The following is a 25,415-nucleotide window of genomic DNA, read 5'->3' as shown; positions in this document are numbered from 1 at the left end:
GTTAAGCTGCCTGCCAAAATTCAAAACAGGGGAGCGATAAATTGGCATTCTTCTCAGCAATTGCGGCAATTCTGTTGCTCAGTCTTCAGCCTTCTGCTCCGAGTGGAGACCTTATAAATACAATTTCCAAAGGCGACGCAGCCCCCTCCCCGATGGAAGGCTTATTCCTGTGTACCAGTGAAATTCGTGGCAAAGGCTACTTTGGGCTGTGTTCCGATCCCGCGCTGAGAGTTCCTAGGGCTTCGCTCACAAGCGATAGCGATCAGTTCTCGGAGGCACAGACAATCCTTGCGGGTCGGCTATCCCAGTTGGAAGATGATGAGCATTGGAACTTCAGGGCGGCATTAGATCTGTGCCTTTCTATAAAAAAGGCAGATTCTTTAGAAATTTTCGAAAAATACCTAATTTCGGCAGAAAAAGATAGGGCTAGTATAGAGATAACTATTCTAGAACTACTGAATACTGAAAAAGATAGTGAATCTTTCTCGAAGGAGGATGTAATTAATTACCACCTAGATGTAAGAAATTGGTATCTTGAAGAACTTTTTGACTCAAGATTTTCTGAAGAGAACAATGCTATATTGCATTCTGAAAGCATGCCGCTGGAGGTGCGAGCCTATTTCGCCCGTGGCATGGGGCATCTTACTCAGTTTGATCGAAAGAGGATATTGGATGCAGTATCGAAAGAAAAAGATGCAATGTCGGAAGTAAACAATAGATTTCATAAAAATATTAAAGATTGGGCTTGGCTGCAAATCGAAATTTTCAATGGAAAGCCATTAATACTTGAAACGTTACTCTAGTTATGATTTAGGTCTTTATTAATAAAATGAGAAATTTGCCTGTAATATGTATTTTGCGAGAATATTTTTGTAGAAAAATTTCTTTCAATATGAGCTGATTAACAAATACTTTTACAGCCACCCCGAATGCCACTTCACATGCTCGGCCATGAAGGTCGCAATGAAGTAGTAGGAGTGGTCATAGCCATCCTGCATCCGCACCTGTGCGCGCATGCCGGCTTTCTTGCAGGCGAGGGCGAGGAGGCCGGGCTTTAGCTGCTCTTCCAGAAAATTGTCGGCGGTTCCCTGATCGACGAGGATGTGGGGATGGCGCGCTCCGTCCTCGATCAGGGCGACGGCATCGTATTCGCGCCATGCTTCGCGATTGTCTCCCAGATAGCGGCCCAGCGCTTTCTCTCCCCATGGAACTTGTGACGGGGCGACGATGGGCGCGAAGGCGCTGATCGAGCGGAAGCGGTTTGGATTGCGCAGGCCGATGGTCAGCGCACCGTGGCCGCCCATCGAGTGTCCGGTGATCGACTGGCGCTCCATATCGGCGGGGAAATTGGCCGCGATGATGCCGGGCAGCTCACTCTCGAGATAGCTGCGCATCCGGTAGTTTTTTGCCCACGGTTCCTGCACCGCATCGACATAGAAGCCTGCGCCTTTGCCGAAATCGTATTCGTCATCGGCGTCAGGCACATCGTCGCCACGCGGGGAGGTATCGGGCGCGACGAAGATGATGCCGGCTTCCGCGCAGGCGGCGCGGTACTCGCCTTTCTCCATCACATTGGCGTGGGTGCAGGTCAGGCCCGAGAGATACCAGAGCACGGGCAGCCGCGCGCCCGGCTCGTGGGGCGGCACATAGACCGCGAAGGTCATGTCGGTGCCGGTCTCGGCGGAGGCATGGGAATACACTCCCTGCACTCCGCCGAAAGCGAGCGCTTCGCTGATGGTTTCGAGCGCCATCAGGCGCCTTGTTTGATGCCGCAGATCTTGTGGCCGTCGGGGTCGCGGAAGTAGCTCAGATGCATCGGACCCATCGCCCCTTCGCGCAGGCCCGGAGGGTCTTCCAGCGTGGTGCCGCCATTGGCGATGGCCACATCGTGCAATTCCTTCACCTGCTCCGCGCTGTCGCATTTGAAGCCGATTGTGGAGCCGTTGGAGGGATTGGCCGGTTCGTCATTGATCGGCTGGCTGAGGGCAAAAACGCTGCCATTGTGCATGTAGAAATAACGCACATGGCCGCTATCGGCGACATTCTTCATCGGCTCGCCCGCGCCCAGAACGCCCAGCACCTTGTCGTAGAACGCCTTGGATTTCTCGATATCGGTGCACCCGATCATGATGTGATTGAACATGGTTTTCTCTCCTTAGATTTCGGTGGCTTGGTATGCGGTGGCAGGATTGCCAGTATTTGCAGTGTCCTTCGGATCGATGATGATCATCTTCACCTCGCCCTTCGGTACGCGGGGGAAGTGCTCGACGCCGCGTGGCACGATAATCATCTCGCCGGGGCCAACGGTCTCTGTGTGGTCCCGGAACTCCATCACCAGCTCGCCTTCCATGACGAGGAAAAGCTCGTCGCTCTCGGCGTGGCTGTGCCATTGGAAGTCACCCGAGGCCTTGGCCAAGCGGACTTCATTTTCATTGTACCGCCCGGCAATGCGCGGGGCCCAGTGATCGGAAAACAGCGCGAACTTGTCTGCCAGATTGATTGTCGCAGGATGGGTCTCAGCCATCAGAAGACTACCACCGCGCGGATGCTCTCGCCTGCATGCATCAGGTCGAAGCCTTTGTTGATCTCGTCCAGCGACAGCCGGTGGGTGATCATCGGATCGATGGCGATCTTGCCGTCCATGTACCAGTCGACAATCTTGGGCACATCGGTGCGCCCCTTTGCGCCGCCAAACGCGGTCCCGCGCCAGTTGCGCCCCGTCACCAACTGGAAGGGGCGGGTGGCGATTTCCTTGCCCGCCTCGGCCACGCCGATGATGATGGAGGTGCCCCAGCCCTTGTGGCAGCATTCCAGCGCGTCGCGCATCACATCGGTATTGCCGGTGCAGTCAAAGCTGTAATCCGCGCCGCCGTCGAGCAGTTCGACCAAATGGGCGACCACGTCCTTGGTCTCTTTCGGATTGACGAAATCGGTCATGCCGAACTTGCGGCCCCATTCCTCTTTGGAAGGGTTGATATCGACGCCGACGATCCGGTCCGCGCCCGCCATCTTCGCGCCCTGCAGCACGTTCAGGCCAATCCCGCCCAGGCCGAACACCACGACATTGTCGCCCGGCTTCACCTGCGCCGTATTGGTCACTGCGCCCACGCCGGTCGTCACCCCGCAGCCGACATAACAAGTGGTGTCAAACGGCGCATCTTCGCGGATTTTTGCCACGGCGATTTCGGGCAGGACGGTGAAGTTCGAAAAGGTCGAGCAGCCCATATAATGGTAGATCGTCTCGCCCTTGTAGGAGAAGCGCGAGGTGCCGTCGGGCATCAGGCCGCGCCCCTGCGTCTCGCGGATCGCGCTGCACAGGTTCGTTTTGCCGGACAGGCACATTTTGCACTGGCGGCATTCGGGCGTGTAGAGCGGGATGACATGGTCGCCCACGCTCACACTTGTGACGCCCGCGCCCACTTCGCGCACCACGCCGCAGCCTTCATGGCCGAGCACGCTGGGGAACAGCCCTTCGCTGTCCAGCCCGTCCAGCGTGTAAGCATCGGTGTGGCAAATGCCGGTCGCCATAATCTCGACCAGAACCTCGCCCGCCTTGGGGCCTTCCAGATCGAGTTCGACGATTTCGAGCGGCTTTTTCGCTTCGAAGGCTACGGCGGCGCGCGTTTTCACTGGTATCTCCCGGTTATGCACCGCTCAGCGCAACACCAGCTGGAGCCTCAGGTCAAGCGCTGCGCCGATTGTCGAGCTCGGCGACCATACCGTGATTGACATCACGGTGCTCGGCCTCGTCTGCGCGCACGGCGATGATGACATCGCTGAGGCGGGCACTTTGGGGCAGTTGCCAGTAATCGATCGCGATTTGCGGGGCCGGCACATTTTCATGTCGCCCGGCTTCGACCTCGGCGAGATATTGCGTGTAGCTGATGACGGCCTCTTCCTCGAAATAGCCGACAACGCGGTGCGCCGTGCGCGGCGCAAACAGGTAAAGCCAGAAATAGAAATTGTAGAACAGCATTTGCGCGATCGCGATCAGCATGCGTTCGAAGCGGTTCGGCTGAGCGATCTGGATGAACGTCATCAGATGCATCCGCTCGTTCTCGGCTTCATCCAGCAGCGTGCGGATCCAGCCCTCGTCATCGCGAATATAGCGCAAGGCGGTGAGATGCTGGAGCAAGCCGCCGACCATGCCGGGGACGGCCGCGACCGTTTCCAGAACCACGGCGCGGTGGCCGTAGCGATTGGCGAAAAACCGGTCAGCGAAGAAGCGCAGCGCCTTGACGAAACCGAAGGCGATCTTGTCGCTGCGGGTTTCCGGTTCGACATGGGCAAGGAGATCGACGTCAAGCCGGACCTGACGAACAAGAGGACGGGTATCAAGCTGTTGCATGGGACACTCTCAAGCGGATTGGTCCCTTCTACCCGGCCCCATGCCGGACGCCCTGACCAAAACTCTATCGGCGTTTGCAAAATAGGATCGAGGCCCCCGATTTCAATCGGATTCGGTGCATCACATGGTGCTTGCCGCGCAACATGCGGAGACGGCCGCGCTTGAGCGCTGCTGCAACTTCACTACGGTATTGGCAAGGAAGAGGGAGAGAGCAGGTTATGCCACGACTGAAACAGGCGGGACGCGAGGCGGGCAATGCCTATGCGGAGCCGATTTTCAACCTGCTGTTCGGGGAGCGTGATCCGGTGGCCGAGCCGGGGACGGCGACCGGCACACCGGGCAATTGGTGGACCGTATTCAATATCGTGCCCGATGCCTTCAAACACACGACCGAAGGGTTCCAGTTCTATCGCTCCCCGCAGCGCAAGCTGGACCCGAAATTGCGCGAGCTGGGGCAGACGCGCGCCGGTTTCGCGGTGGGCTCGCAATTCGTGTTCTCCCAGCATTGCAAGGCCAGCCGCGATGCGGGGCTGAGCGAGGCGCAGGTCGCGGCGATCCCGCATTGGGCGGTGGCCGATTGCTTCAGCGCGATCGAACGCGCGGTGCTGGCCTATACCGATGCGCTGGTGCTGCAGCATGGCCGGGTGCCGGACGGGGTATTCGCTGTGCTGAAGGAGCATTTGTCGGACGAGGAAATCCTCGAGCTCACCTATGTGACGGCCACCTATATGATGCACGCCGTGATGAGCCGGGCGCTGCGGCTGGAATATGACGATGTGGAGGAGCGCGTGGTCGAAGTGCCCGCGCCCGAGGCTGGTTCGGACGATGTCATGAGCATGGTCGATACAAAGAAGGATGGCGCGCAATGAGCTATCACCACCTCGCTTTGGCGGCCAGCGACATGAAGGCGACGCACGAATTTTACGAAGGCGTGATGGGCTTCGAACTGGTGAAGGTCGAAGTCGCACCGGTGATGACCGGCGGCTGGGGCAAGCATTTCTTCTATCGCATGGACGGCGATGACAGCACCTTCATCGCGTTCTGGGAATTGCACGATACCAAGGATGCCGACGAGTATATTTTCGATCTGAACAAGGCGGCGAACCTGCCGCCGATGACGAACCATTACTCCTTTTCGGTCAAGAGCGACGAGGAACTGGCGCAGTGGCGCGAGAAATGGCACGCAGCGGGTCTCAGCGTTTTCGAAATCGACCACAATTGGTGCAAATCGATCTACACCACCGATCCCAGCGGCAATGCGGTGGAATTCTGTCTTACCAGAGGCGAATTCACCGCAGCCGACCGGGAGCGCGCATTGGCGGCGCTGGACGAGACGGAATTCAATCCCTCGCCCGCGCCTGCATCGATGAAAATGTGGGAGCCGGTGGACGCCTGACCCGATGGGCTTGCGACCACCGGCCGGCCCCGACTATCCTTCGTGGACGGTCTTGGTGACCATGCACGCCTTCACACCTTCCGCGCCGTCTTCCAGCCCGTGGCCCGACCATTTGACCCCGCCAAACGGTGCGTCCGCCGCACTGACGGAAGCTGCGTTGATGCCGAGCATCCCGGCCTCCACCTGAGCGGCCAGACGACGACGGCGAGCCGGGTCCTCGGTGTAGGCGTAGGCCGCCAGTCCATAGGGCAAGCGGTTCGCTTCCGCGATCATGCTTTCCTCGCTGCCCATCGGATTGATAAGCGCGACGGGGCCGAACGGTTCCTCGTTCATGATATCGGCATCGGTGGGTATTTCGGAGAGAACGGTCGGAGCAAAGAAATTGCCCTGATTGCCGATCCGCTCGCCGCCGGTCAGCAATTTCGCGCCGTGACTCTTGGCGTCGTTGATCTTCTTCAGCAAGCCATCGGGGCCACGGCTGTTGGCCATCGGACCCATGTCCGTGCCGTCTTCGAAGCCATTGCCGACCTTCACCTTTTCGGCCCGCTCGACAAAGCCGTCGCGGAATTTCTCGAACACGTCTTCCTGCACCAGAAAGCGTGTCGGGCTGACGCAGACCTGTCCGGCATTGCGGAATTTGGCACCGGCCATCTGGTCGAGCGCCTTGTCCATATCGGCATCGTTGAATACCAGCACCGGACCGTGGCCGCCCAGTTCCATGGTGGTGACTTTCAGATCTTCCGCCGCCAGTTTCGACAATTCCTTGCCCACTGCGGTGGAGCCGGTGAATGTGACTTTGCGGATGATGGGGGAGCCAAGCAGATGCTCGCTGACATCGCTGGGCACGCCGAACACCACTTGCAATGCCGATCCCGGCACACCGGCATCGAGCAGCGCCTGCGCCAGCATCAGGCCCGCAGCGGGCGTTTCCTCACTCGGCTTCACGATGACCGAGCAGCCTGCCGCCAGCGGTCCGCCAATCTTGCGCATCACGTTCAGCGAGGGAAAATTCCACGCCGAGAAACCGGCGACCGGGCCGACGGGATGGTATTGCACTTCGACCCGGCTGCCCTCGGGGCGGACCAGCGTGCGGCCATAGAGGCGCTTGATCTCTCCGGCGTAGAATTCCAGCAGCATGGCGGAATACATCGTCTCGCCCTTGGCCTCGGCCACCGGCTTGCCCTGCTCGCGGGTCAGCGCCTGCGCGATGTCACCCGCGCGTTCCTTGATCAGCTTCGCCCCGTCCATCAGGATAGAGGCGCGCTTGTCGGCCGAAGTGTTCTTCCACTCGGCAAAGCCGCTCTCGGCCTGCTCCAGCGCGCGGTCGAGATCGTCCGGCGTCGCGCGCGTCAGGGTGGTGATGGCCTCGCCCGTCGCCGGATCGAGAACATCTTCTGTTTCCCGCCCCCCGCCGCTCAATTTTTCGCCGCCGATAAGAAGGTGGAGATCGGGATAATTGCTCATGAAAGGGTATCCTTGAAAATGGGTCAGTGTTTGTGCGCGCATTAGGCGCTTGGTCCTTCAACGCAAAACAGCAGGAATGGTTCAGATAGTCCGCTATAGAAGCGCGCAATGCTTGAAATTCTCCTCCCGCTCGCGATGGTCCAATCTGTTCCAGCGGTCGATCCGCCGCTCGATCTGGAGCAGCAGGCGGCGGTGCGCTGCTCGGCGGCGTTTGCGGTGGTGGGCCACGGGCAACAGAGCGGAAATGCCGAGGCACTGGCCTATCCGCTGGTGAACGAGCGCGGGCGCGAGTTTTTCGTGCGCACTGCGGCGCGCCTGATGGACGAACGCGGGCTGACCCGCGATCAGGTCACGATGCTGATGCGCGAACAGGCGCAGACCCTGTGGGACGACGATGCCGTGGAGGCGGTCATGCCGGGCTGCCTGTTGTTGCTCGATGCTTCGGGGCTGTGAGACGCGCCCCAATGCGGGCCTGTGTGCGCGGCATTCAGGAACAGGTCAGCGGGCGGCTGGTAGGGCTTTCCCATTGATTTCCAATCGAAAGGGTCCACACATGCGTATTCTTACCGCTTTGGCCGCATCACTGGCGCTTGCCGCAGGCTCTGCTCCGGCACTGGCGCAATCCGCCGATCCCGCTCCGGAAGAAGCGGTGGGGGCCATGGCCGATCGCCTGTCCGATCCGGCTTTCCAGCAACAGCTCTCCGTGACACTGGCAACATTGTCGCAGGTGTTGCTCGATCTGCCGATCGCCCCGCTCGCGGAAGCCGCCGCCGAGATGGCCGGTGAAGAACCGCTCGCGGTCGACCCCGATATGACCTTGCGCAAAGTCGCGCCTGACGCTTCGGCTGTGCCGGAGGTGATCGAGCAGGAATTGCCCCGCGCGATGGACCGGATGGCCTCCATGGCTGGCGGGATGGAAGCGATGTTGCCCGCTTTGCGTGAAGCGGCGCGCCAGATGGAACAGGCGTTCGAAGGCGTCGATCTGCGTTAATATTTAGCGCAGCACGGCACGCACCGTATAGACCGCGCCAGCGCCATGCGGCATGAGTGGCTGCATGTGGTCGATCTATCAATTTCCCCTGTGCCCGTTCAGCCGCAAGGTGCGCCTGCATCTGAGCGAGAAGGGCGTGGCCTATGATCTGGTGCGGGCCGAGCCATGGGCGGCGGATGACCGGTTCTGGGCGCTGAACCCGGCGGGCCGCACGCCGGTTCTGCACGATCCCGAAAAGAACATGACGCTGAGCGATAGCCAGGCGATCTGCGAATATTTCGAGGAAACGAACGACCGCGCGCCGATGATCAACGGTACCGCCGTCCAGCGTGCGGAAATCCGCCGTCTGGTTGCGCTGTTCGACGAAAATTTCTTCGGCGATGTGACCATGCCGCTGCTGCATGAGCGGATGAAGAAGCGGCTGGTCTACAAACAGCCACCCGACAGCCGCATCCTGCGCGAGGCGATGAAGCTGTCGCACGGGCATCTCGACTATATCGACTGGCTGATCGACAACCGCGCATGGCTGGCCGGCTCGCAAATGAGCCTCGCCGACCTGGCGGCCGCGGCGCAGATTTCGGTGGCCGATTATCTCGGCGGTATCGACTGGACCGGCCACGCGTCTGCGCGGGGATGGTATCAGGTCTTCAAGAGCCGCCCCAGTTTCCGCCCGCTGCTGAAAGAGCGAATGGATAATGTGCACCCGCCTGAGCAGTATTCTGATCTTGATGGGTGATTTGGGTGGTTTGCTGGATTGCGACGTGAGTTCCTAGTTTAGCGGGCGGGTTTTTTGTTTGTTTTGGACCCTGCGGGCGGGGTGCATCCGCACCCCTTGCTTCCTCGCTCATGCGACCTGAAGGTCGCGTCGCTGCGGGCGGCCGGTCGGCCTTGCGGGGCCTCTCGGCCCCGGGCCATTCCAAGCCACTGCCTTGGTGGCGGAGCACGGTCCGCGACCAGCGGACCGCAAGGGCACGCGCCCGCCCCGCAGGTGCTCGACCCGCAGGGTCGAAACAGCACCGAGGACGCGCGCCCGGAGGGGCGTGCGAAACACAAAAATTCTCAAAACTTGAGCCGCCGCAATCCCTCCCCATATTCCCTTGAAAGGAGAACACCCGATGTCCGACCCCAAATCCACCCCCGACACCGAATGGCGCGAGAAGCTTTCGCCGGAGCAGTATCATGTCCTGCGCGAGGCGGGGACGGAGCGGGCGTTCACCGGCAAGTATGACAAGCACTACGAGGCGGGCGAGTATGTCTGCGCGGGCTGCGGGCAGAAATTGTTCGAGAGCGACGCGAAGTACAATTCGGGCTGCGGCTGGCCTGCCTTCACCAAGCCCGCCGAGGGCGATCTGGTGGAAGAGCACCGCGACACCTCGCACGGCATGATCCGCACCGAAGTGACCTGCGCCAACTGCGAAGGGCATCTCGGACACGTCTTCCCCGATGGTCCGCCGGAGCAGGGTGGCTTGCGCTATTGCATCAACAGCGCTTCGCTGGATTTCGCGCCCGAGGGTGAGTGACACGGAGGCATTTGCGTGATTGTGCACCGGTTGCGATTGCCCGTTCACTCTGTGCCCAGCTTGTCCTAGATACATCCGTGATACGTCGGATGCCTCCCCGCTGTTGGGAAGGTTCCCGGCAAGGGAGGCCCCAGGGCAATGGTTGAGCGCGGCAGTCGCCGGAAGGCGGCGCGCAAGTCCGGCAGCAGGCGCAAGCGCCGCCCGGAACCGAAACAGAGAAGTGCCTTCGCGCGCTGGATGCGGCGCATTTTCTTTTTCGGAGCGTTCGCCGCGCTGATGGGCGTGCTGTTTCTGGGGCTGGCGGTTCTCTTCGCCTCGCGATCTCTGCCCGGCTATTACGAATTGAAGGCGCAGCAGACCGGCCAGACCATTGTCGTGCGCGCGCGCGATGGCACGCAGATTGTCGAACTCGGCCCCAGTTACGGGGAATGGCTGGATGCGGGCGAGATCCCGCAGGTGATGAAAGAGGCGATGATCTCGGTCGAGGATCGCCGCTATTATTCGCATTACGGGGTCGATCCGATTGGCCTCGCCCGCGCGGTCTATGTGGCGGCGACGGGGGACGGGCGCGTCTCTGCCACCTCCACCATCACCCAGCAGCTGGCGCGCAATGTCTTCCTCAATTCCAATCGCACGATGGACCGCAAGATGCGCGAAGCGGTGCTGGCCATGGCGATGGAGTACAAGTTTTCGAAGGAGCAGATCCTCGAGCTGTATCTCAACAAGGTGTATTTCGGCGGCGGCGCTTACGGGATCGACAGCGCCAGCCGCAAATTCTTCAGTCATCCGGCCACCGAACTGTCGGTCGCCGAAGCGGCCATCATTGCCGGGCTGGTGAAGGCGCCCAGCCGGTACTCGCCCACTGCCGATGTCGATGCCGCTGTGGGCCGCGCGCAGGTGGTGCTGCGGCTGATGCGCGAGCAAGGCCGGATCAGCGCGGCGGACGCCAATGTCGATCCGTCCACGGTCAATCTGCGAGACGATGCTGCCGGCCAGAACTCGGTGCGCTATTTCACCGATTGGGCGCTGCCGCAGCTCGATATTCTGCTGCCTGAAACATTCGAGCCGATCGAGGTGTGGACCACGCTGGATGTCGGGATGCAGCGCGCGGCGACCGCTTCCATCAAGGCGAACACGCCGGGCGGGGCACAGGGCGCGATGGTGGCGCTCGACCGGGATGGCGCGATCCGCGCGCTGGTCGGCGGAACGGATTATGTGGAGACCAATTTCAACCGCGCGACCAAGGCGATGCGCCAGCCGGGATCGAGCTGGAAACTGTTCGTCTATCTCGCCGCGCTGGAAGCGGGCTACAAGCCGGAAGATACGGTCAAGGATACCCAGACGACGATCGAGGGCTGGACCCCGCGCAATTCTGGCGGCGGCTATTCGGGCGAGATGAGTCTGCGCTCCGCCTTCGCGTTCTCGAAAAACACCGTTGCGGCGCAATTGGGCAATGAAGTGGGCTTCGGCACGGTCGCCTCGATGGCGCGGCGATTTGGCATCACCTCGGAGATTACCACTGTGCCATCCATGGTGCTGGGCAGTTCCGAAGTGCGCCTGCTTGACATGACCCGCGCCTTTGCTGCGGTGAGCGCAGGGGGCCGGTCGGTCGAGCCCTATGGAATCGTCAAAGTGACCACCGCCAGCGGAGACACGATCTACACCCATAAGAAGGCGCGGCAGACCAAGCTGGTGCCCGACTACGTAGTCGCAGGGATTACCGATCTGTTGCAGGCGGCGGTCGCCACCGGCACGGGCAAGGCCGCGCAGATCGGACGTCCGGTGGCGGGCAAGACGGGTACCACCAGCAGCAACAAGGATGGCTATTTCGTCGGCTTCTCCAGCGGGATCACCACGGGCGTGTGGATGGGCCGGGATGACAACAAGGCGGTCAGCGGATTGCAGGGCGGGCGGGCTCCGGCGCAGGCTTTCGCCGCCTTCATGCGCTATGCCGTGAAAGACCGCCCGGTGGAGCAATTCAACACCGAACTCGACCTGCCCGAGTGGCAGCTGGAACCTGATGACGAGGTGATGTTCGGCGACCCGAGCGATTATTACTATATCGACGAGCAGGGCAATCTGATCGAGCCGGGCGGCGTTGGCCGGGCCAACCGCTTGCCGGGCGAGGGCGAAGGCGGCGTGCGCGACACCGGCGAGGATGGCGCTCCACAAGCGGCGAGCGATGATTTCCTGAACCGCGCAACGGGAGGCGCGACCGGTGGCGGCACGTCACAGGGATCTGGCGGACAGAGCGGCCAGGGCGTCCAGAGCGGGCAGGGCGGCGGCGCATCGCGGCCCCAGCCGGCACCAACGCAACCCGCGCCGCAGCAACCGGCGACGGGCCCAGCGACGCGGCCCGCTGCGCCGCCCCAGCAACAGGCACCCGCACCGCAATAAAGCCAGACAAGAAAAAGGCCCCGCCGGATCGCTCCGACGGGGCCGTTTTCTTGTAGCTTGCCCGATGGATCAGCGCATGCGCACCGCGACATATTGCGCCGGACGGCCCCGGCGCTGGATGCGCAGAAGCACCGCATCACGCCCGGCATTCTTGGCCTGCGTGACGGCATTTTCGAGATCGTCGAGGCTGGCCACGCCGCGGTAATTCGCCGACAGAATAATGTCGCCGCGCTGGAGGCCCTTGCGGGCTGCATCCGCATTCGGATCGACGGCGGCAATGACCATGCCCTCGGTATCGGCGGAAATGCCCAGCTGGCGCGCGATCTGCGGTGTCAGGTCAAGCACCTGAAGGCCCAGCGCATCGGCGACAATCTCGCTGTCGGTGCCTTCGGCCGCCATCTCGTCATCCGAATCGCCGTCGGCGTTGAACATCTGCTGCTGGCGCAGTTCATCCTCGCTCGGACGCTTACCAACCGTCAGCTGCACCGTGCGGCGCGAACCGTCGCGGTAGAGTTCCACCGGAACGCGGGTGCCGGGAGCGATATTGGCGACGAGGAAGGACAGCGTCTGCTCCGGCGTCACGTCTTTGCCATCGACCTTGGTCACGATATCGCCGGGTTCGATTCCGCCCTTGTCTGCCGCGCCATCGGGCACGACCGACTGGACGAACTCGCCGCGATTGCGCGCAATGCCGAGCGAGTCCGCAACGTCGTCGGTCACCGGATTGATCTGCACGCCCAGATAGCCGCGCTCGATCGCGTTGCCGCCTTTCAGCTGCTCGACAATCGGTTCTGCGATTTCGGCGGGGATGGCAAAGCCGATGCCCACGCTGCCGCCGCTGGGGCTGAAGATGGCGTTGTTGATGCCGATTACATTGCCCTGCATGTCGAACAGCGGACCGCCCGAATTGCCGCGATTGATGCTGGCATCGGTCTGGATGTAGCGGTCATAGGCGCCGCCCTGACCGGTGTTGCGATAGACCGCCGAAACGATCCCGCTTGTCACGGTTCCGCCAAGGCCGAACGGGTTGCCGATGGCCATCACCCAGTCGCCTGGACGGGCCTGCGAGCTGTCGCCGAACTTCACGAAGGGAAAGGGCTCGCTGCGGTTGATCTTCAGCACGGCGAGGTCGGATTGCGCATCCGCGCCGACCAGCTCGGCCTCATATTCGGTGCCGTCGGGCATGGTGACGGTGATTTCCTCAACCGTGCCGCGCCCGCTGGGGCTGACCACGTGGTTGTTCGTCACCACAAAACCGTCTGCCGAGATGACGAAGCCGGAGCCCAGCGACTGCGCCTCGCGCGTCTGGGGCTGGCCGTTGCCGCTCCCGCGATTGCCGAACAGGCCTTCGAACGGGGTGCCGCTGAACGGGTTGCGGCTCTGCTGAACCTCCACGCGCTGGCGGGTGGAGATGTTGACCACGCTGGGCTGCAGCTGCTCGGTCAGGTCGGCAAAGCTGGCAGGCGCTCCGGCGCGGGGGACGATGCTTGACATGCGCGCATCATCGTTCTGCGCGACCTGCGCCCCTGCGGGCTGGCCGGTGATCAGGGAAACGGTGGCGCCGCCGATCAGCAGCGCGGTGGAAAGTCCATAAGCGTAACGCACAGGTTTCACGTCCTCTCGTTCCTTTTCATATTTCAAATCGTACTCCCCCCGCTTATGCGAAGGGTTACCAGACCGCCGGGGGACTGAACCCGCTTTGAACAGCCCCGATGAACGGCCTGCCTGTTTCTGCGAACGACCAATCAGGGCCGTCCAGCGGCTTGGTTCAGCGGTGTGCCTCAGCGACGACCGCGGAACTGGCGCATATATTCGTTGTCCGGCGACAGGATGATGCTGCTTTCGCTGCCGCTGTCGCTGGCGAAGGTCGCATCATAGCTCTGCATGGCGCGGTAGAAGTCGTAGAATTCCGCATCTTTGCCAAAGCTTTCGGCATAGGTCCGCGCAGCGTCGGCATCGGCCTCGGCCCGAATGATCCGCGCATCGCGCGAACCGGCAGCGCGAATGGTCCGCGCCTCGCGTTCACGATCCGATTCCATCCGGCGGAAGGCCGATTGCAGCGGAGCGTCGGGCAAATCGGTGCGCATGATCTGCACATCGATGACCTCGGCACCGTATTGCGCTGCCTGCCGGTCCAGATTGGCCCGCACATTGGCAAGGGCCGAACCGCGCTCTGCCGTCAGCATGGCCTGGAAGGTCCGGCGGCCCAGTTCCTGACGCAGCACCGAGTTGAGGATCGGCGCGAGCGCGTTGCGCACGCCCTCTGTGGTGCCCGCACGTTCCACCATGCGCACCGGATCGACAATCCGGAACCGCGCATAGGCATTGACGAGCAGACGCTGCTGGTCGTTCGAGAGAACTTCCTCGTCCGTCATTTCCAGATCGAGCAGGCGCTTCTCGATCTTGCGCACACTTTCGATGATCGGGATGCGGAAATAGAGCCCGGCCCCGCGCTGCGTCGTGGTGGTGTTGGCCACGCCGACGGGTTCACCCGTGCGGATCACCACGGCCTGCTCTTCTTCCGACACCACGAAAGCGCTCAGCGAGAAGACCACGATGGCGGCCAGCACTGCGAAGATCACGAGGCGATAATTATGCAAAGCCTGAGGCATGATTACTGCCCTCCACTGGTTTGAGGCGCGGCTTGCTCGGCGGGCGGTTGCTGTGCCCGCCTGCGGATTTCCGGCAGCGGCAGATACGGCGTCACATTGCCGGTCTCCACGACTGTCTTGTCGGTATCGCGCAGCACGCGCTCCATGGTTTCGTAATAGAGGCGCTGGCGGGTGACTTGTGGTGCGAGGCGGTATTCCTCGTACACCTTGTCGAACGCCTGCGCCTCACCTTCGGCCTGCGCCAGAACCTGCTGCGCATAACCGCGCGCCTGGTTGCGGGCGGCATCGGCGTTTTGTTCCGCCACCTGCACATCGCGGAAGGCATCGACCACCTCGGCGGGCGGATCGGCTTTCTCGATTTCAACACCCAGAACCCGGATACCGGCCTGATAGGTGTCCAGCGTGCGCTGCATCCGCTCACGCACATCCTGCTCGATCTCGGCACGGCCCTGACCGGAGAATGTCTGGTCGAGCTCTTTCTCCGCCACAGCGGCGCGCATCGCGGCCTCGGCCGCTTCGTTCACCGCTTCGATCGGATCGACCAGCCGGAATTTGAAATTGCTCAGATTGTTGATGTTCCAGCGCACGATGTAGCTCAGATCGACCAGATTCTGGTCACCGGTCAGGATCAGTTTGACCTGACTGTCAGAGCCCGGAATCTGGATGGCGCGCACGCCCTGCACGTCTTCCTTCTCGACAATCTCGATCGGGTATGGCGCGGAGATATGCAGGCCGGGATCCAGCGTGCGGGTGAAATTACCCAAGGTTTTGACAACCGCCTGCTCGCGTGCCTCGATCAGGTGGATGCTGGTGGAAGCCAGGAACAGCAGGACCATTCCGCCCAGAATGAACGGGAACCAACTTTTGCCGCCGGGCCGGGTTGGCATGCGGAAATTGGGACCACCGCCCCCGCCGCCGCGCCGTGGGCCTTCCGGTCCGCGATTCTTGAAAATGTCCTCGATCTTGGCGGAGCGGCGCGGGCCTTCGCTGCTGCCACCTTTGGGCGGGACCCACGGGTTACGCGGGCCATCACTTTTTCCGCCGTCACCATCGCTGCCGGAGGGGCTATCCCCGCCGCCATCCGAGCCGTTGCCGCCACCATTACCCCAGGGGCTCTTGCCAGCCATTGCCAGCCCAAACCGCCTGCGAAATCCATCCATATTGATCATGTCATACTGTATAGGGTTGGATTGACGGAAAAACAGGGGGCCAAAGGGCCAAATTTGCTGCTAGGGGCGCACAGGTCATGGTTAAGGGGTCTGCATAAGTGAAATCCGCGCTTCAGGAAGCGGTGCGCGCGTCGCTTTCCGGCGATGTTTCGGCGCGTCTCAGCACGGTAGCGGTGCGCGGCAGCTCGGCAACGCTGGTGCTGGACGGGGCGGGGCTGTCGGCCAGCGAACGCGATGGTCTGGAAACAGAAGCCAAGCGTCAGGCCTCTGCCCATCCCGAAATCACCGCCGTGCAGGTCGCGATCATGGCGCAGCGGACCACGCGGCGGATTATCGCGGTGGGATCGGGCAAGGGCGGGGTCGGGAAATCGACGCTGACCGCCAATCTCGCGGTCGCCCTCAAACGCATGGGCCACAGTGTCGGCGTGGTCGATGGCGATATTTACGGGCCGTCGCAGCCGACATTGCTGGGCTGCACCAAGTCAAAGCCGGTGGCGAAGGACGAGGTGCTGCAGCCGGTTACCGGCGTGCTGGACATCCCAACGCTGTCGATCGGGCACATCATTGCGCCGGGCAAGGCGCTGGCATGGCGCGGGCCGATGGCAGCGGGCGCGCTGGGCCAGCTGATCGAGGCGGACTGGGGCGATGTCGAAACCCTGCTGGTCGATCTGCCGCCGGGCACCGGCGATGTTCAGCTCACCATGGTGCAGAAATACAAGCCCGCAGGCGCGGTGATCGTGTCGACGCCGCAGGATCTGGCGCTGATTGATGCGGCGCGGGCCGGACAATTGTTCGAAACAGCGGGCGTGCCGGTGATCGGGCTGGTGGAGAATATGGCCGGCTATATCTGCCCCCATTGCGGCGAGGGCAGCGATCCTTTCGGCCAGGGCGGGGTCGAGAAAATCGCCGGGCGGCTGGAATTGCCATTCCTTGGCCGGGTGCCGCTGACCATGGCGATCCGGCAGGCCAGCGATGCTGGCACGCCTCCAGCGGCGGACGAAAAAGGCGAGGCGGGCGAAGCATTCGGCGCTATTGCCCGGCAATTGGCTGACTGGCTGACGAAGGAGCACGCCTGACCGATGCGGATGTCGCGGCGCGGATTGCTGGCTGGCGCTGCCGTTGGCGGCGGGCTGGTCGTCGCGTGGGCGCTCTATCCGCGCACCTTCCCCGATCCCCTCGCCACGACGGATCAGGAAACCGCCTTCGGCGCATGGCTGAAGATCGCCGAGGACGGGGTGATTACCGTCGCTGTCCCGCAATTGGAGATGGGGCAGGGCGTTACCACTATTCTGGCGCAGATTATCGCGGTGGAACTGGGCGCGGACTGGCGGCAGATTGCAGTGGAGCCTGCGCCGGTCAGCGGGATTTATGCCAATGTCCCGCTGGCGGCCGAATGGGCTCCGCTGTGGATGCCGGAAATCCCCGGAGTGTCGGAGCCGGAGGATGGCATTGTCGCGACCCGCTGGGCCCAGCACACCCGCCTGACCGCCACCGCTGCAGGCACCACTCTGGCTGCCTATGAGACCCCGGCCCGCGAAGCCGCCGCCACGGCGCGCAGCCTACTGGTTCAGGCGGCAGCGGACAGATGGGGCGTCGCGCCCGAGCAATGCGATACGCGCGCAGGCTTTGTCGTGCACGAGAATGAGCAATTGCGCTTTGCCGAACTGGCCCGCGAGGCGGCGCTTCTGGACCCGCCGGAAACGCCTCCGGTCAAAGTTCTGCCCGCCGCCGAGACGCCTTTGCCCGGAGAGGCCGAGGCTCCGTCCGCGTTCCCGCGCCTTGACCTGCCATCGAAAGTCGACGGGTCGCATCTGTTTGCGGGCGACATTCGCCTGCCGGGTATGGTTTATGCTGCGATCCGCCATGCGCCCGTCTCTCCGGCCTCCGGCGTGGCCCGGTTCGACCGCGCGGCAGCCGAAGATATGCCCGGCGTGGTGCAGGTGGTGGAAGGGCGCGACTGGCTGGCCGCGGTGGCTGAAAATGGCTGGGCCGCAGAAAAGGCACTGGATGCGATGGCCGTCCGGTTCTCGGCAGTCGATCCGGTCGACAGCGCCAGCATCGAAGAAGCACTGGACGCGGCGGTGCGCGAGGGCGAAGTGTACGTCATCGCCGAGCGCGGAGAGACCGGCGGAGAATTCGGCAAGGCCAGCATTGCCCGCCGCTATGATGTTGCGCCCGCGCTCCACACGCCTCTGGAAACCGCGACCGCTGCGGCGTGGCTGCGCGATGGACGGCTGGAATTGTGGATGGCTTCGCAGGCGCCCGAACGCGCGCGCGAGGCCGCGGCGAAAGCCATCGGGCTGAGCGCGGAGAAGGTCGTCCTCTATCCCATGCCGGCAGGCGGGAGTTTCGACCGGCGGCTGGAGCATGAGCACGCGATCGAGGCGGCGTTGCTGGCGCGCGAAGTGGGTCGTCCTTTACAATTAACGTGGAGCCGCGAGCAGGAAACCCTGCGCGCGCCGCCCCGTGCGCCTGCCGCTGCTCTGCTTGCGGCCAAGTTCGACAGTGCCGGCGGCATCGCGGCCATGCGCACGCGGATTGCGGTGCCGAGCACCAGTCTTGAGTTCGGGCGGCGTCTTTTCGCCAATGACACGCACCGCGCGGCGATCGAAAACTCTGCGGGCAAGCGCGATCCGCTGGCGGTGGCGGGCGCGCTGCCATTCTATGCCATTCCCGACGCGGCGGTGTATCAGGCCCCTGTGACGCTCCCTCTGCCGACCGGGCGGATGCGCGGCGGCGCGCACGGTTTGACGGCGTTCTTCACCGAGAGCTTTATCGACGAGATCGCCGCAAAGGCCGCGCGCGAGCCGCTTTCCTTCCGGATCGGCATGCTGGGCGGCGATCCGCGCATGGTTGCGTGTCTCCAGCGGGCCGCGCGCATGGCGGAGTGGGGCGGCGGGCGTGACGGCGCGGGTCAGGGCCTCGCCTGCCACCGGATGGGCGATGCGGCCAGCGGCGGATCGATTGCCTGCGTCGCCACCGCGCGGCAGGCAGAGGGCGGCCTCAGGGTAACGCGGCTGACGGCGGCGGTGGATATCGGGCGGATCGTCAATCTGGATATTGCCCGCCAGCAGATCGAAGGCGGGCTGGTCCACGGCCTCGCGCTGGCCATGGGCAGCAGTGCGGTGTGGGACGCCGGTCGGCCCGACAATCGCCGCCTGTCGCAGCTCGGCCTGCCCCGTCTGCCCGAAATGCCGGAAGTGGAAGTGGACCTGATCGCCAGCGAAGCACCGGCATTCGACCCCGGCGAACTGGGCCTGACTGTGGCCGCCCCGGCAATCGCCAATGCCCTGTTTTCGGCCACCGGATTGCGCCTTCGCCGCCTGCCCTTATTGTCGGGCGGTCTATAGTTCCCCTTGACCCTGCGGCTTCCACCGCCAAGTGAGCGCGCATGACTTGGCAGGAACAGCACCTCCCCGCAGATCATCCGCCCGTGGAAAGCGGGCGCGTGGGCGTCCTGCTCGTCAATCTGGGCACGCCCGATGCGCCCGATACGCCGTCGGTAAAACGCTATCTGGCAGAATTTCTGTCCGACAGGCGGGTGGTGGAGATTCCGCCCATTGCGTGGCAGCCGATCCTGCGCGGGATCATCCTGAACACCCGCCCGCAAAAAAGCGCCGCCGCTTACAAGAAAGTCTGGAGCGAGGACGGATCGCCGCTCGCCGCGATTACCAAGCGGCAGGCCAATGCCCTGCAAGTGCGGCTGGGCGGCGCGGTGATGGTGGACTGGGCGATGCGCTACGGCACGCCGTCCATCGACGAAAAGCTGCGCGGCATGATGGATGCGGGGTGCGAACGCATTCTGCTGGCCCCGCTCTATCCGCAATATTCGGGCGCAACCACGGCGACCGTGGTCGACAAGGCGGCGGATACGCTGAAGGATCTGCGCTGGCAGATGAGCCTCAGGACCCTGCCGCCCTATCACGATCACCCGGCCTATCTGGACGCGCTGGAAAGCGATCTCGTGGGGCAACTGGACGCGCTCGATTTCACACCCGAAGTTCTGCTGCTCAGCTTTCACGGCATGCCGCAGCGCACGCTGGAGCTGGGCGATCCCTATCATTGCCACTGCCACAAGACCGCGCGCCTGCTGGGCGAGCGGATCAAGGCCAAACCGGCGTGGAGCGATCTGCGGATCGTCACGACATTCCAGTCCCGCTTCGGCCCCGCAAAGTGGCTGGAGCCGAGCACCGATGTGACCATCGAGGCCGAAGCGGAAGCAGGCACCAAACGCATGGCGGTGGCGATGCCCGGCTTTTCCGCCGATTGTCTGGAAACGCTGGAAGAGATCGCGCTGGAAGGGCGGGACGAATTTCTGCAAGGCGGCGGCACGCATTTTGCGGCGCTGAGTTGTCTCAATGACAGCAAGCCCGGCATGGATATGATCGAGACATTGATCCGCCAGGAATTGTCGGGCTGGATTCCTGTCCCGAAATAACTTACACCGCTGTAAGTATCGAAAGAGGACCGACCATGGCGACGCTCGCAGCTCACTCTCCCGAGGCCCCCGCTCCCGCACACTGGAGCGAGCAGCGCATGACCGAGGATGATCTCGCCCATATTCCGGGCGAGGGCGGCTATCCGCTGGTCGGACACACCTTCACGCAGCTGTCCGGCCCGCATGAATTCACTCGCCGGATGGTCGAGAAATATGGCCGGGTCTACAAGGTCCGCAGCTTCGGCGGCTGGCAAGTCGCGATGGTTGGCGCGGATGCGAACGAGCTGATGCTGTTCGACCGCGAGAAGATTTTCTCCAGCGAGCAGGGCTGGGGCCCGATCCTCGACAAGCTGTTCCCGCGCGGCCTGATGCTGATGGATTTCGACCATCACCGGATGGACCGGCGGGCCCTGTCGATTGCGTTCAAGCCCGGCCCGATGCGGCACTATGCCGGCCAGCTCAACGCGGGGATCGCGCGGCAGGTGAAGGCGTGGGGCGAAGGGAACATGACCTTCTACCCCGCAATCAAACAGCTGACGCTCGATCTGGCGGCGGAAAGCTTTATCGGCCTGCCGTTCGGTCCGGAAGCCGATGCAATCAACCAGGCCTTTGTCGATGCGGTGCAGGCGTCTGTAGCGCCGGTGCGCAGGCCCTTGCCGTTCACACAAATGCGCCGGGGGACCGAGGGCCGCAAATTCCTGATCGAGTTTTTCAGCCGGGAAACCGAGCGCCGCCGGGCCGAAGGCGGCGGGCAGGACATGTTCAGCCAGTTCGCGACCGCCACGCGCGAGGATGGTTCGCTGCTGCCGGTCGACGAAGTGGCCGATCACATGAATTTCCTGATGATGGCCGCACACGACACCATCACCTCCAGCGGCACGTCACTGGTCTGGTTGCTGGCGAAGCATCCCGAATGGCAGGAGAAGCTACGTGAGGAATTGCGCGCGGCGACCGACGATACCGGCATGCTGGATTACGATGCGCTGGGATCGGTGGAACTGACCGAGATGGCCTTCAAGGAAGCGCTGCGCATGGTGCCGCCCGTGCCCTCCACCCCGCGCCGCGCGCTGAAGGCGTTTGAATTTGGCGGATACCGCATTCCCGCCGGAGCAGCGGTGGGGATCAACACCCATTACGTGCATCACGATCCGCAGCACTGGCCCGATCCCGACACCTTCGATCCGATGCGTTTCACGCCGGAAAAGATAAAGGCGCGGCACAAATATGCGTGGGTGCCGTTCGGCGGCGGCGCGCATATGTGCCTCGGCCTGCATTTTGCCTATATGCAGATCAAAGTGCTGATGGCGCATCTGCTGACCAATTACCGCGTCGAGCTGGCGGGAGACAAAGACCCTGACTGGCAGGCATGGCCCATCCCGAAACCGAAGGACGGGCTGCGGATCAAGCTGGTGAAGCTCTAACTAAAATCGATCGCAATCCCGTCCTTCACCCAGTCCCCATAGCGGGTCGGGCTGAGGCCATCGGGGTCTTTCTCGCTGGCATCGATGGGCTGGGGCGCGGGCGGGGGTTCGCTCGTCCAGTGGGCGGGCTTCTTGAAACCTTCGGGCCGTTTTGTTGCGCGTTCCATACTTCATACAATGCGCAGGCTGGCCAGTGGTTTCAATAGGGCCTAACCGCCATGGCCATGAACGCGCCTGCACCCTCTTCGCCGCCACACCTTGACGACACCGCCACCGGCCTGCCCGCGCGGCGGGCGGCGATGCGGCTGCTGGAGGCGGTGCTGATCAAGGGCGAGACGTTGGAGAAAGCCGGAGCCTATTGCCTGTCTGCCCTCAAAGGACCGGCGGACAAGGCCCATGCGAAAGCGATTGCGGGCGAAAGCCTGCGCTGGCTGGTCGATCTCGACACGCTGATCGATGGTGCGACCAAGAAACCGCTCGACCCACATGCCAAAACACGCAGCGTGCTGCGGATCATGCTGGCCCAGGCGCTGCGCCTGGAGACGCCGCCGCATGCGGTGATTGCTTCGGCCCTGCCGCTGCTGACAGGGGGGCAGCGGCGGCTGGCGCACGGCGTGTTCTCCGCGCTGCTGAAGCGGAATGCGGCCCTGCCCGATGTGCCCACTCTGCCCGAAAATGTGCAGGCGCGGTGGGGCGAACGAGCAGCCGCGATTGCCGCAGGGCTGGCGAGCCCGCCGCCGCTCGATCTGCAATTGAAGAAGTCGGCCGAGACGCGGGAGCGGGCGGAGGGTATGGGCGCAGTGTCGCTTGCGCCCGGCCATTTGCGTCTGCCGCGCGGGACACCGGTGGACCGGCTGCCCAGTTACGAAGAGGGCGCATGGTGGGTGCAGGATCTGGCAGCATCCTTGCCCGCTTCGTTGCTTGGTAGAGGCGAAGGAAAGCGCGTGCTCGATCTGTGCGCGGCGCCGGGCGGCAAGACGCTGCAACTGGCGGCCGCCGGATGGCAAGTCACAGCGCTCGATATCAATGAAAGGCGGCTGGAGCGCCTGCGCGAAAATCTGCAGCGCAACGGGCTGGAGGCGGAGATCGTGGTTGCCGATGCGCTGGCCTACACGCCGGGCAAGGCGTTCGATGCCATTCTGCTGGACGCGCCCTGCACTGCAACCGGCACCTGCCGCCGCCATCCTGATGTGCTGCACCGGATCGGTGAGGATGAGCTGTCCGAGACAACCACTTTGCAGGCCGCGCTTCTGAGGCGCGCTGTAGGTTGGCTGCCCGAAGGCGGCACGCTGGTCTATGCGGTGTGCTCGCTGGAGGAAGGGGAAGGCGCGGCGCAGGCCGCCAGAGTTGCGCTCGACCCGCTGCCGATTAGCGCGAGCGAATTGCCCGCCGGATTGCAGCCCACCCCCGAAGGCTGGCTGCGCACCGATCCCGGAATGCTGGCCGAACATGGCGGACTGGACGGGTTCTTTGTGGCGCGGTGGAAGAAATAGCGTAACCTTTCGCGGCAGTCGGACGGACCAGCCGGCACAGGCTCACATTTCACATCGGGCTCGGGAGGCCGCTTTCATGAAAAAGATCATCCTACTTCTTTTCTCGCACGGTGCCGTTCTCGGCATCGGCTTCGCACTGGGCGTTTTCTTCCTGCCCATCCTGACCGCGGAATCCGCGCCGGATGCAGCGGTGTTGGAACAAGAAGTGCAGCAGGCAGAATATTCGGCCCAGCTGACCCGTGACCTGCGCGGCAGCGATGCCCTGCATTGGGGCGAAGGCACGATCAGTGTCTCGCCCGAGCGCATCGCCCATCAGGGTGAGCTGGCGCCCGGGCCGGACTACATGGTCTATCTGACGAAGGATTTCGTCGAACACGAAGACGAATTCGAACCGGTAAAACAGGACGCTGTGCGGATCGGCGCGGTGAAAAGCTTCGACGGGTTCCTGCTGGATGTTCCGGACGGCGTCGACGTCGAAGGTTATACCACTGTAGTTGTATGGTGCGAGACCTTCGGCGAATTCATCACGGCAGCGAAATACCGCTAGTCGGTGACATATTGCGCGAAACTCTTGCGCAATTTCATGAGCTTGGCCGGGATCAGGGCCTGACAATAGGGATTGCGCTGGCCTTCTCCCTGCCAATAATCCTGATGGTAATCTTCGGCCGGATACCAGGTCGCCGGGCCTTCGATCGTAGTCACTGCACTGCCGCCATTATCGGCATTCCAGCGGGCGATCGCCGCCTCGGCCTCGGCGCGCTGGGCATCGTCAAGCGGGAAGATCGCGCTGCGATACTGGGTGCCGATATCGTTGCCCTGCCGATTGAGCTGGCTGGGATCATGCGTGCCCATGAACATGTCGAGAATCTGGGCGTAGCTGACCGTTGCGGGATCGTAATCGACCTTCACCGCCTCGGCATGGCCGGTTCGCCCCGTGCAGATTTGCTTGTAAGTCGGGTTCTCGGTCTCGCCGCCGATATAGCCGCTTTCCACATGGCTCACGCCGATCACATCGTTGAATACAGCCTCGGTGCACCAGAAGCATCCGCCAGCGAAAATTGCAGTTTCTGTTGTGTTCATGGGAACTCTCCTATGCGAGCAAAGTAGGTAGTGTGAGCAGGCTTGTCATCCATGGCGGGCCGCGAAAAATATTGCCTGACTCGGGCAACAGGGAGACATTTGATGAAATTCACCACCATTACGGCTGCGCTGTGTGCAGCGGCCATCGCGGTTCCGGCTGTGGCGCAGGAAACCCGTCAGCCCTCGACCGGCGAGCGCATTCTCGGTTCCATCCTGAACCGCGTTCTAGGCCCCGAACAGACCGCCGAAGAAGAAACGTCGACCACGGTCCCGGCCGAAGACATTGTCGCAGCTGAAACCGCCGTGGAGACAGCGGCGCCAACGATCGACGTCATTCTGGCCGACACGCGCCGCGATGGTGACCGCGCCCGCGACCAGTATCGCAACCCTGCCGAGACGCTGGAATTCTTCCGCGTTGGCCCGCAGATGACCGTCCTTGAATATGGTCCCGGTGGCGGCTGGTACACCCGTGTCCTTGCGCCATATCTGGCGGCAGAGGGCACGTATGTCGCGCTCAACAATGACAGCGATGCGCGCACCTACAACAGTGCCGAAGCCGAGCAGCGCGCGAAAAGCTGGACCTCCCGTTTCAAAGCGAGTGTCGCGGACATGACGGGCACCAGCACGGACGAAGTTACTGCTTTCGAAATCGACGAGATCCCTGAAGATGCGGCTGGCACCGTGGACCGTGCGTTGATCTTCCGCTCCATGCACGGCCTGTGGAACAATGACGAGGTCGACAGCACGCTGGGCGCAATGCGCACGCTGCTGGCCGATGACGGGATGGTCGGCGTTGTCCAGCACCGCGCCCCGTCCAGCGCCTCTTGGAGCGATGTCAATCCGGCCCGCGGTTATATGCGCCAAGCCGACGTCATCGCGATGTTCCAGCTACACGGCTTCGAACTGGTCGGCACCAGCGAAGTGAACGCCAACCCGCGCGATCCCGCGAATTGGGAAGGCGGCGTGTGGACGCTGCCGCCGGTGCTTCGTTATGGCGACGAGAACCGCGCGCAATATGAAGCAATTGGCGAAAGCGACCGGATGACCTTGCTGTTCCGCAAGGCTTCCTGACGCGCCATCAGGCGA

At 62.8% G+C, this 25,415-nt stretch carries 26 protein-coding genes; 15 read left to right on the top strand and 11 right to left on the bottom strand.

Going from position 1 to position 25,415, the window contains the following annotated elements:
• Positions 1-41: 41 nt before the first annotated feature.
• Complete coding sequence (locus ACFCW2_RS03610; protein WP_379548255.1) at positions 42-803, top strand: hypothetical protein; 762 nt, start codon at positions 42-44, stop codon at positions 801-803.
• Between the two features lie 111 nt (positions 804-914).
• On the opposite strand, the gene fghA is transcribed toward ACFCW2_RS03610, so the two are convergent.
• Genes fghA through ACFCW2_RS03585 form a run of 5 tightly spaced genes read right to left on the bottom strand, consistent with a single transcriptional unit; the run spans position 915 to position 4,348 of the window.
• Positions 915-1,751: an S-formylglutathione hydrolase gene (gene fghA / locus ACFCW2_RS03605; protein WP_379548254.1), complete on the bottom strand. Its 837-nt coding sequence runs from the start codon at positions 1,749-1,751 to the stop codon at positions 915-917.
• Complete coding sequence (locus ACFCW2_RS03600; protein WP_379548253.1) at positions 1,751-2,143, bottom strand: VOC family protein; 393 nt, start codon at positions 2,141-2,143, stop codon at positions 1,751-1,753. Before ACFCW2_RS03600 ends, fghA begins: the two co-directional genes overlap by 1 nt.
• 12 nt (positions 2,144-2,155) lie before the next feature.
• Positions 2,156-2,524, bottom strand: a complete 369-nt coding sequence (locus ACFCW2_RS03595; RefSeq protein WP_379548251.1) for a cupin domain-containing protein — start codon at positions 2,522-2,524, stop codon at positions 2,156-2,158.
• Positions 2,524-3,630, bottom strand: coding sequence for an S-(hydroxymethyl)glutathione dehydrogenase/class III alcohol dehydrogenase (locus ACFCW2_RS03590; RefSeq protein WP_379548249.1), 1,107 nt, complete (start codon positions 3,628-3,630; stop codon positions 2,524-2,526). Before ACFCW2_RS03590 ends, ACFCW2_RS03595 begins: the two co-directional genes overlap by 1 nt.
• 52 nt (positions 3,631-3,682) lie before the next feature.
• Positions 3,683-4,348 carry an alternative oxidase gene (locus ACFCW2_RS03585; RefSeq protein ID WP_379548247.1) on the bottom strand — a complete coding sequence of 222 codons (666 nt, stop codon included), beginning with the start codon at positions 4,346-4,348 and terminating at the stop codon, positions 3,683-3,685.
• A gap of 218 nt (positions 4,349-4,566) precedes the next feature.
• Here ACFCW2_RS03585 and ACFCW2_RS03580 point away from each other — a divergent pair, with 218 nt between their 5' ends.
• Both ACFCW2_RS03580 and ACFCW2_RS03575 read left to right on the top strand, forming a co-directional pair.
• Positions 4,567-5,217: a carboxymuconolactone decarboxylase family protein gene (locus ACFCW2_RS03580; protein WP_379548245.1), complete on the top strand. Its 651-nt coding sequence runs from the start codon at positions 4,567-4,569 to the stop codon at positions 5,215-5,217.
• Complete coding sequence (locus tag ACFCW2_RS03575; RefSeq protein ID WP_379548243.1) at positions 5,214-5,744, top strand: VOC family protein; 531 nt, start codon at positions 5,214-5,216, stop codon at positions 5,742-5,744. Before ACFCW2_RS03580 ends, ACFCW2_RS03575 begins: the two co-directional genes overlap by 4 nt.
• Positions 5,745-5,777: 33 nt before the next feature.
• On the opposite strand, the gene ACFCW2_RS03570 is transcribed toward ACFCW2_RS03575, so the two are convergent.
• Complete coding sequence (locus tag ACFCW2_RS03570) at positions 5,778-7,208, bottom strand: NAD-dependent succinate-semialdehyde dehydrogenase (protein WP_379548241.1); 1,431 nt, start codon at positions 7,206-7,208, stop codon at positions 5,778-5,780.
• Positions 7,209-7,316: 108 nt separating this feature from the next.
• On the opposite strand from ACFCW2_RS03570, the gene ACFCW2_RS03565 reads away from it, so the two are divergent.
• The 5 genes from ACFCW2_RS03565 (at position 7,317) to ACFCW2_RS03545 (ending at position 12,116) form a co-directional block, all read left to right on the top strand.
• On the top strand, positions 7,317-7,661 hold the full coding sequence (locus ACFCW2_RS03565; protein ID WP_379548239.1) for a hypothetical protein: 345 nt from the start codon (positions 7,317-7,319) through the stop codon (positions 7,659-7,661).
• 100 nt (positions 7,662-7,761) lie between these two features.
• Positions 7,762-8,199: a hypothetical protein gene (locus tag ACFCW2_RS03560; RefSeq protein WP_379548237.1), complete on the top strand. Its 438-nt coding sequence runs from the start codon at positions 7,762-7,764 to the stop codon at positions 8,197-8,199.
• 64 nt (positions 8,200-8,263) lie between these two features.
• On the top strand, positions 8,264-8,935 hold the full coding sequence (locus ACFCW2_RS03555; RefSeq protein ID WP_379548235.1) for a glutathione S-transferase family protein: 672 nt from the start codon (positions 8,264-8,266) through the stop codon (positions 8,933-8,935).
• Positions 8,936-9,314: 379 nt separating this feature from the next.
• The gene (gene msrB / locus ACFCW2_RS03550) at positions 9,315-9,719 is read left to right on the top strand and encodes a peptide-methionine (R)-S-oxide reductase MsrB (protein ID WP_379548233.1); all 405 of its coding nucleotides are present in this window, start codon (positions 9,315-9,317) and stop codon (positions 9,717-9,719) included.
• 138 nt (positions 9,720-9,857) lie between these two features.
• Positions 9,858-12,116: a transglycosylase domain-containing protein gene (locus ACFCW2_RS03545; RefSeq protein ID WP_379548231.1), complete on the top strand. Its 2,259-nt coding sequence runs from the start codon at positions 9,858-9,860 to the stop codon at positions 12,114-12,116.
• Positions 12,117-12,185: 69 nt separating this feature from the next.
• Here ACFCW2_RS03545 and ACFCW2_RS03540 read toward each other — a convergent pair whose 3' ends face one another.
• The 3 genes from ACFCW2_RS03540 to hflK all read right to left on the bottom strand — a co-directional run bounded on the left by ACFCW2_RS03540 (position 12,186) and on the right by hflK (position 15,855).
• Positions 12,186-13,721 (bottom strand): Do family serine endopeptidase, encoded by a 1,536-nt coding sequence (locus ACFCW2_RS03540; RefSeq protein ID WP_379548915.1) that lies wholly within the window; start codon positions 13,719-13,721, stop codon positions 12,186-12,188.
• 176 nt (positions 13,722-13,897) lie between these two features.
• A complete protein-coding gene (hflC, locus tag ACFCW2_RS03535) occupies positions 13,898-14,728 on the bottom strand; it encodes a protease modulator HflC (RefSeq protein WP_379548229.1) in 831 nt (276 codons plus the stop codon).
• 2 nt (positions 14,729-14,730) lie between these two features.
• Positions 14,731-15,855 (bottom strand): protease modulator HflK, encoded by a 1,125-nt coding sequence (hflK, locus tag ACFCW2_RS03530; RefSeq protein ID WP_379548227.1) that lies wholly within the window; start codon positions 15,853-15,855, stop codon positions 14,731-14,733.
• 140 nt (positions 15,856-15,995) lie between these two features.
• Between hflK and ACFCW2_RS03525 the strand changes: the two genes are divergently transcribed.
• The 4 genes from ACFCW2_RS03525 to ACFCW2_RS03510 are packed head-to-tail and all read left to right on the top strand — an operon-like array spanning position 15,996 to position 21,756.
• Positions 15,996-16,973 carry an Mrp/NBP35 family ATP-binding protein gene (locus ACFCW2_RS03525; protein ID WP_379548225.1) on the top strand — a complete coding sequence of 326 codons (978 nt, stop codon included), beginning with the start codon at positions 15,996-15,998 and terminating at the stop codon, positions 16,971-16,973.
• 3 nt (positions 16,974-16,976) lie between these two features.
• Positions 16,977-19,247 (top strand): xanthine dehydrogenase family protein molybdopterin-binding subunit, encoded by a 2,271-nt coding sequence (locus ACFCW2_RS03520; RefSeq protein WP_379548224.1) that lies wholly within the window; start codon positions 16,977-16,979, stop codon positions 19,245-19,247.
• 41 nt (positions 19,248-19,288) lie between these two features.
• Complete coding sequence (gene hemH / locus ACFCW2_RS03515; RefSeq protein WP_379548223.1) at positions 19,289-20,335, top strand: ferrochelatase; 1,047 nt, start codon at positions 19,289-19,291, stop codon at positions 20,333-20,335.
• Between the two features lie 35 nt (positions 20,336-20,370).
• Positions 20,371-21,756, top strand: coding sequence for a cytochrome P450 (locus tag ACFCW2_RS03510; RefSeq protein WP_379548222.1), 1,386 nt, complete (start codon positions 20,371-20,373; stop codon positions 21,754-21,756).
• Here the strand turns inward: ACFCW2_RS03510 and ACFCW2_RS03505 are convergent.
• Complete coding sequence (locus ACFCW2_RS03505; RefSeq protein WP_379548221.1) at positions 21,753-21,923, bottom strand: DUF1674 domain-containing protein; 171 nt, start codon at positions 21,921-21,923, stop codon at positions 21,753-21,755. The genes ACFCW2_RS03510 and ACFCW2_RS03505 overlap by 4 nt on opposite strands.
• A 51-nt stretch (positions 21,924-21,974) precedes the next feature.
• On the opposite strand from ACFCW2_RS03505, the gene ACFCW2_RS03500 reads away from it, so the two are divergent.
• On the top strand, positions 21,975-23,249 hold the full coding sequence (locus ACFCW2_RS03500) for an RsmB/NOP family class I SAM-dependent RNA methyltransferase (RefSeq protein ID WP_379548219.1): 1,275 nt from the start codon (positions 21,975-21,977) through the stop codon (positions 23,247-23,249).
• Between the two features lie 76 nt (positions 23,250-23,325).
• Positions 23,326-23,796 carry a DM13 domain-containing protein gene (locus ACFCW2_RS03495; protein WP_379548217.1) on the top strand — a complete coding sequence of 157 codons (471 nt, stop codon included), beginning with the start codon at positions 23,326-23,328 and terminating at the stop codon, positions 23,794-23,796.
• Here the strand turns inward: ACFCW2_RS03495 and msrA are convergent.
• Entirely contained in the window at positions 23,793-24,329 is a 537-nt protein-coding gene (msrA, locus tag ACFCW2_RS03490; RefSeq protein WP_379548215.1) for a peptide-methionine (S)-S-oxide reductase MsrA, read from the bottom strand. The genes ACFCW2_RS03495 and msrA overlap by 4 nt on opposite strands.
• A 102-nt stretch (positions 24,330-24,431) precedes the next feature.
• On the opposite strand from msrA, the gene ACFCW2_RS03485 reads away from it, so the two are divergent.
• Positions 24,432-25,400, top strand: coding sequence for a class I SAM-dependent methyltransferase (locus ACFCW2_RS03485; RefSeq protein WP_379548213.1), 969 nt, complete (start codon positions 24,432-24,434; stop codon positions 25,398-25,400).
• The last annotated feature ends 15 nt before the right edge of the window (positions 25,401-25,415 follow it).

The organism is Qipengyuania algicola (assembly GCF_042492175.1).
GTDB lineage: Bacteria > Pseudomonadota > Alphaproteobacteria > Sphingomonadales > Sphingomonadaceae > CAJXSN01.
This window is presented reverse-complemented; position numbering and strand designations above follow the sequence as displayed.

Excerpts from the sequence above, each read along its gene's own strand:
- fghA (WP_379548254.1), bottom strand. The coding sequence starts at position 1,751 with ATGGCGCTCGAAACCATCAGCGAAGCGCTCGCTTTCGGCGGAGTGCAG.
- ACFCW2_RS03600 (WP_379548253.1), bottom strand. The coding sequence starts at position 2,143 with ATGTTCAATCACATCATGATCGGGTGCACCGATATCGAGAAATCCAAG.
- ACFCW2_RS03595 (WP_379548251.1), bottom strand. The coding sequence starts at position 2,524 with ATGGCTGAGACCCATCCTGCGACAATCAATCTGGCAGACAAGTTCGCG.
- ACFCW2_RS03585 (WP_379548247.1), bottom strand. The coding sequence starts at position 4,348 with ATGCAACAGCTTGATACCCGTCCTCTTGTTCGTCAGGTCCGGCTTGAC.
- ACFCW2_RS03580 (WP_379548245.1), top strand. The coding sequence starts at position 4,567 with ATGCCACGACTGAAACAGGCGGGACGCGAGGCGGGCAATGCCTATGCG.
- ACFCW2_RS03575 (WP_379548243.1), top strand. The coding sequence starts at position 5,214 with ATGAGCTATCACCACCTCGCTTTGGCGGCCAGCGACATGAAGGCGACG.
- ACFCW2_RS03570 (WP_379548241.1), bottom strand. The coding sequence starts at position 7,208 with ATGAGCAATTATCCCGATCTCCACCTTCTTATCGGCGGCGAAAAATTG.
- ACFCW2_RS03565 (WP_379548239.1), top strand. The coding sequence starts at position 7,317 with ATGCTTGAAATTCTCCTCCCGCTCGCGATGGTCCAATCTGTTCCAGCG.
- ACFCW2_RS03560 (WP_379548237.1), top strand. The coding sequence starts at position 7,762 with ATGCGTATTCTTACCGCTTTGGCCGCATCACTGGCGCTTGCCGCAGGC.
- ACFCW2_RS03555 (WP_379548235.1), top strand. The coding sequence starts at position 8,264 with ATGTGGTCGATCTATCAATTTCCCCTGTGCCCGTTCAGCCGCAAGGTG.
- msrB (WP_379548233.1), top strand. The coding sequence starts at position 9,315 with ATGTCCGACCCCAAATCCACCCCCGACACCGAATGGCGCGAGAAGCTT.
- ACFCW2_RS03545 (WP_379548231.1), top strand. The coding sequence starts at position 9,858 with ATGGTTGAGCGCGGCAGTCGCCGGAAGGCGGCGCGCAAGTCCGGCAGC.
- hflC (WP_379548229.1), bottom strand. The coding sequence starts at position 14,728 with ATGCCTCAGGCTTTGCATAATTATCGCCTCGTGATCTTCGCAGTGCTG.
- hflK (WP_379548227.1), bottom strand. The coding sequence starts at position 15,855 with ATGGCTGGCAAGAGCCCCTGGGGTAATGGTGGCGGCAACGGCTCGGAT.
- ACFCW2_RS03520 (WP_379548224.1), top strand. The coding sequence starts at position 16,977 with ATGCGGATGTCGCGGCGCGGATTGCTGGCTGGCGCTGCCGTTGGCGGC.
- hemH (WP_379548223.1), top strand. The coding sequence starts at position 19,289 with ATGACTTGGCAGGAACAGCACCTCCCCGCAGATCATCCGCCCGTGGAA.
- ACFCW2_RS03510 (WP_379548222.1), top strand. The coding sequence starts at position 20,371 with ATGGCGACGCTCGCAGCTCACTCTCCCGAGGCCCCCGCTCCCGCACAC.
- ACFCW2_RS03505 (WP_379548221.1), bottom strand. The coding sequence starts at position 21,923 with ATGGAACGCGCAACAAAACGGCCCGAAGGTTTCAAGAAGCCCGCCCAC.
- ACFCW2_RS03500 (WP_379548219.1), top strand. The coding sequence starts at position 21,975 with ATGGCCATGAACGCGCCTGCACCCTCTTCGCCGCCACACCTTGACGAC.
- ACFCW2_RS03495 (WP_379548217.1), top strand. The coding sequence starts at position 23,326 with ATGAAAAAGATCATCCTACTTCTTTTCTCGCACGGTGCCGTTCTCGGC.
- msrA (WP_379548215.1), bottom strand. The coding sequence starts at position 24,329 with ATGAACACAACAGAAACTGCAATTTTCGCTGGCGGATGCTTCTGGTGC.
- ACFCW2_RS03485 (WP_379548213.1), top strand. The coding sequence starts at position 24,432 with ATGAAATTCACCACCATTACGGCTGCGCTGTGTGCAGCGGCCATCGCG.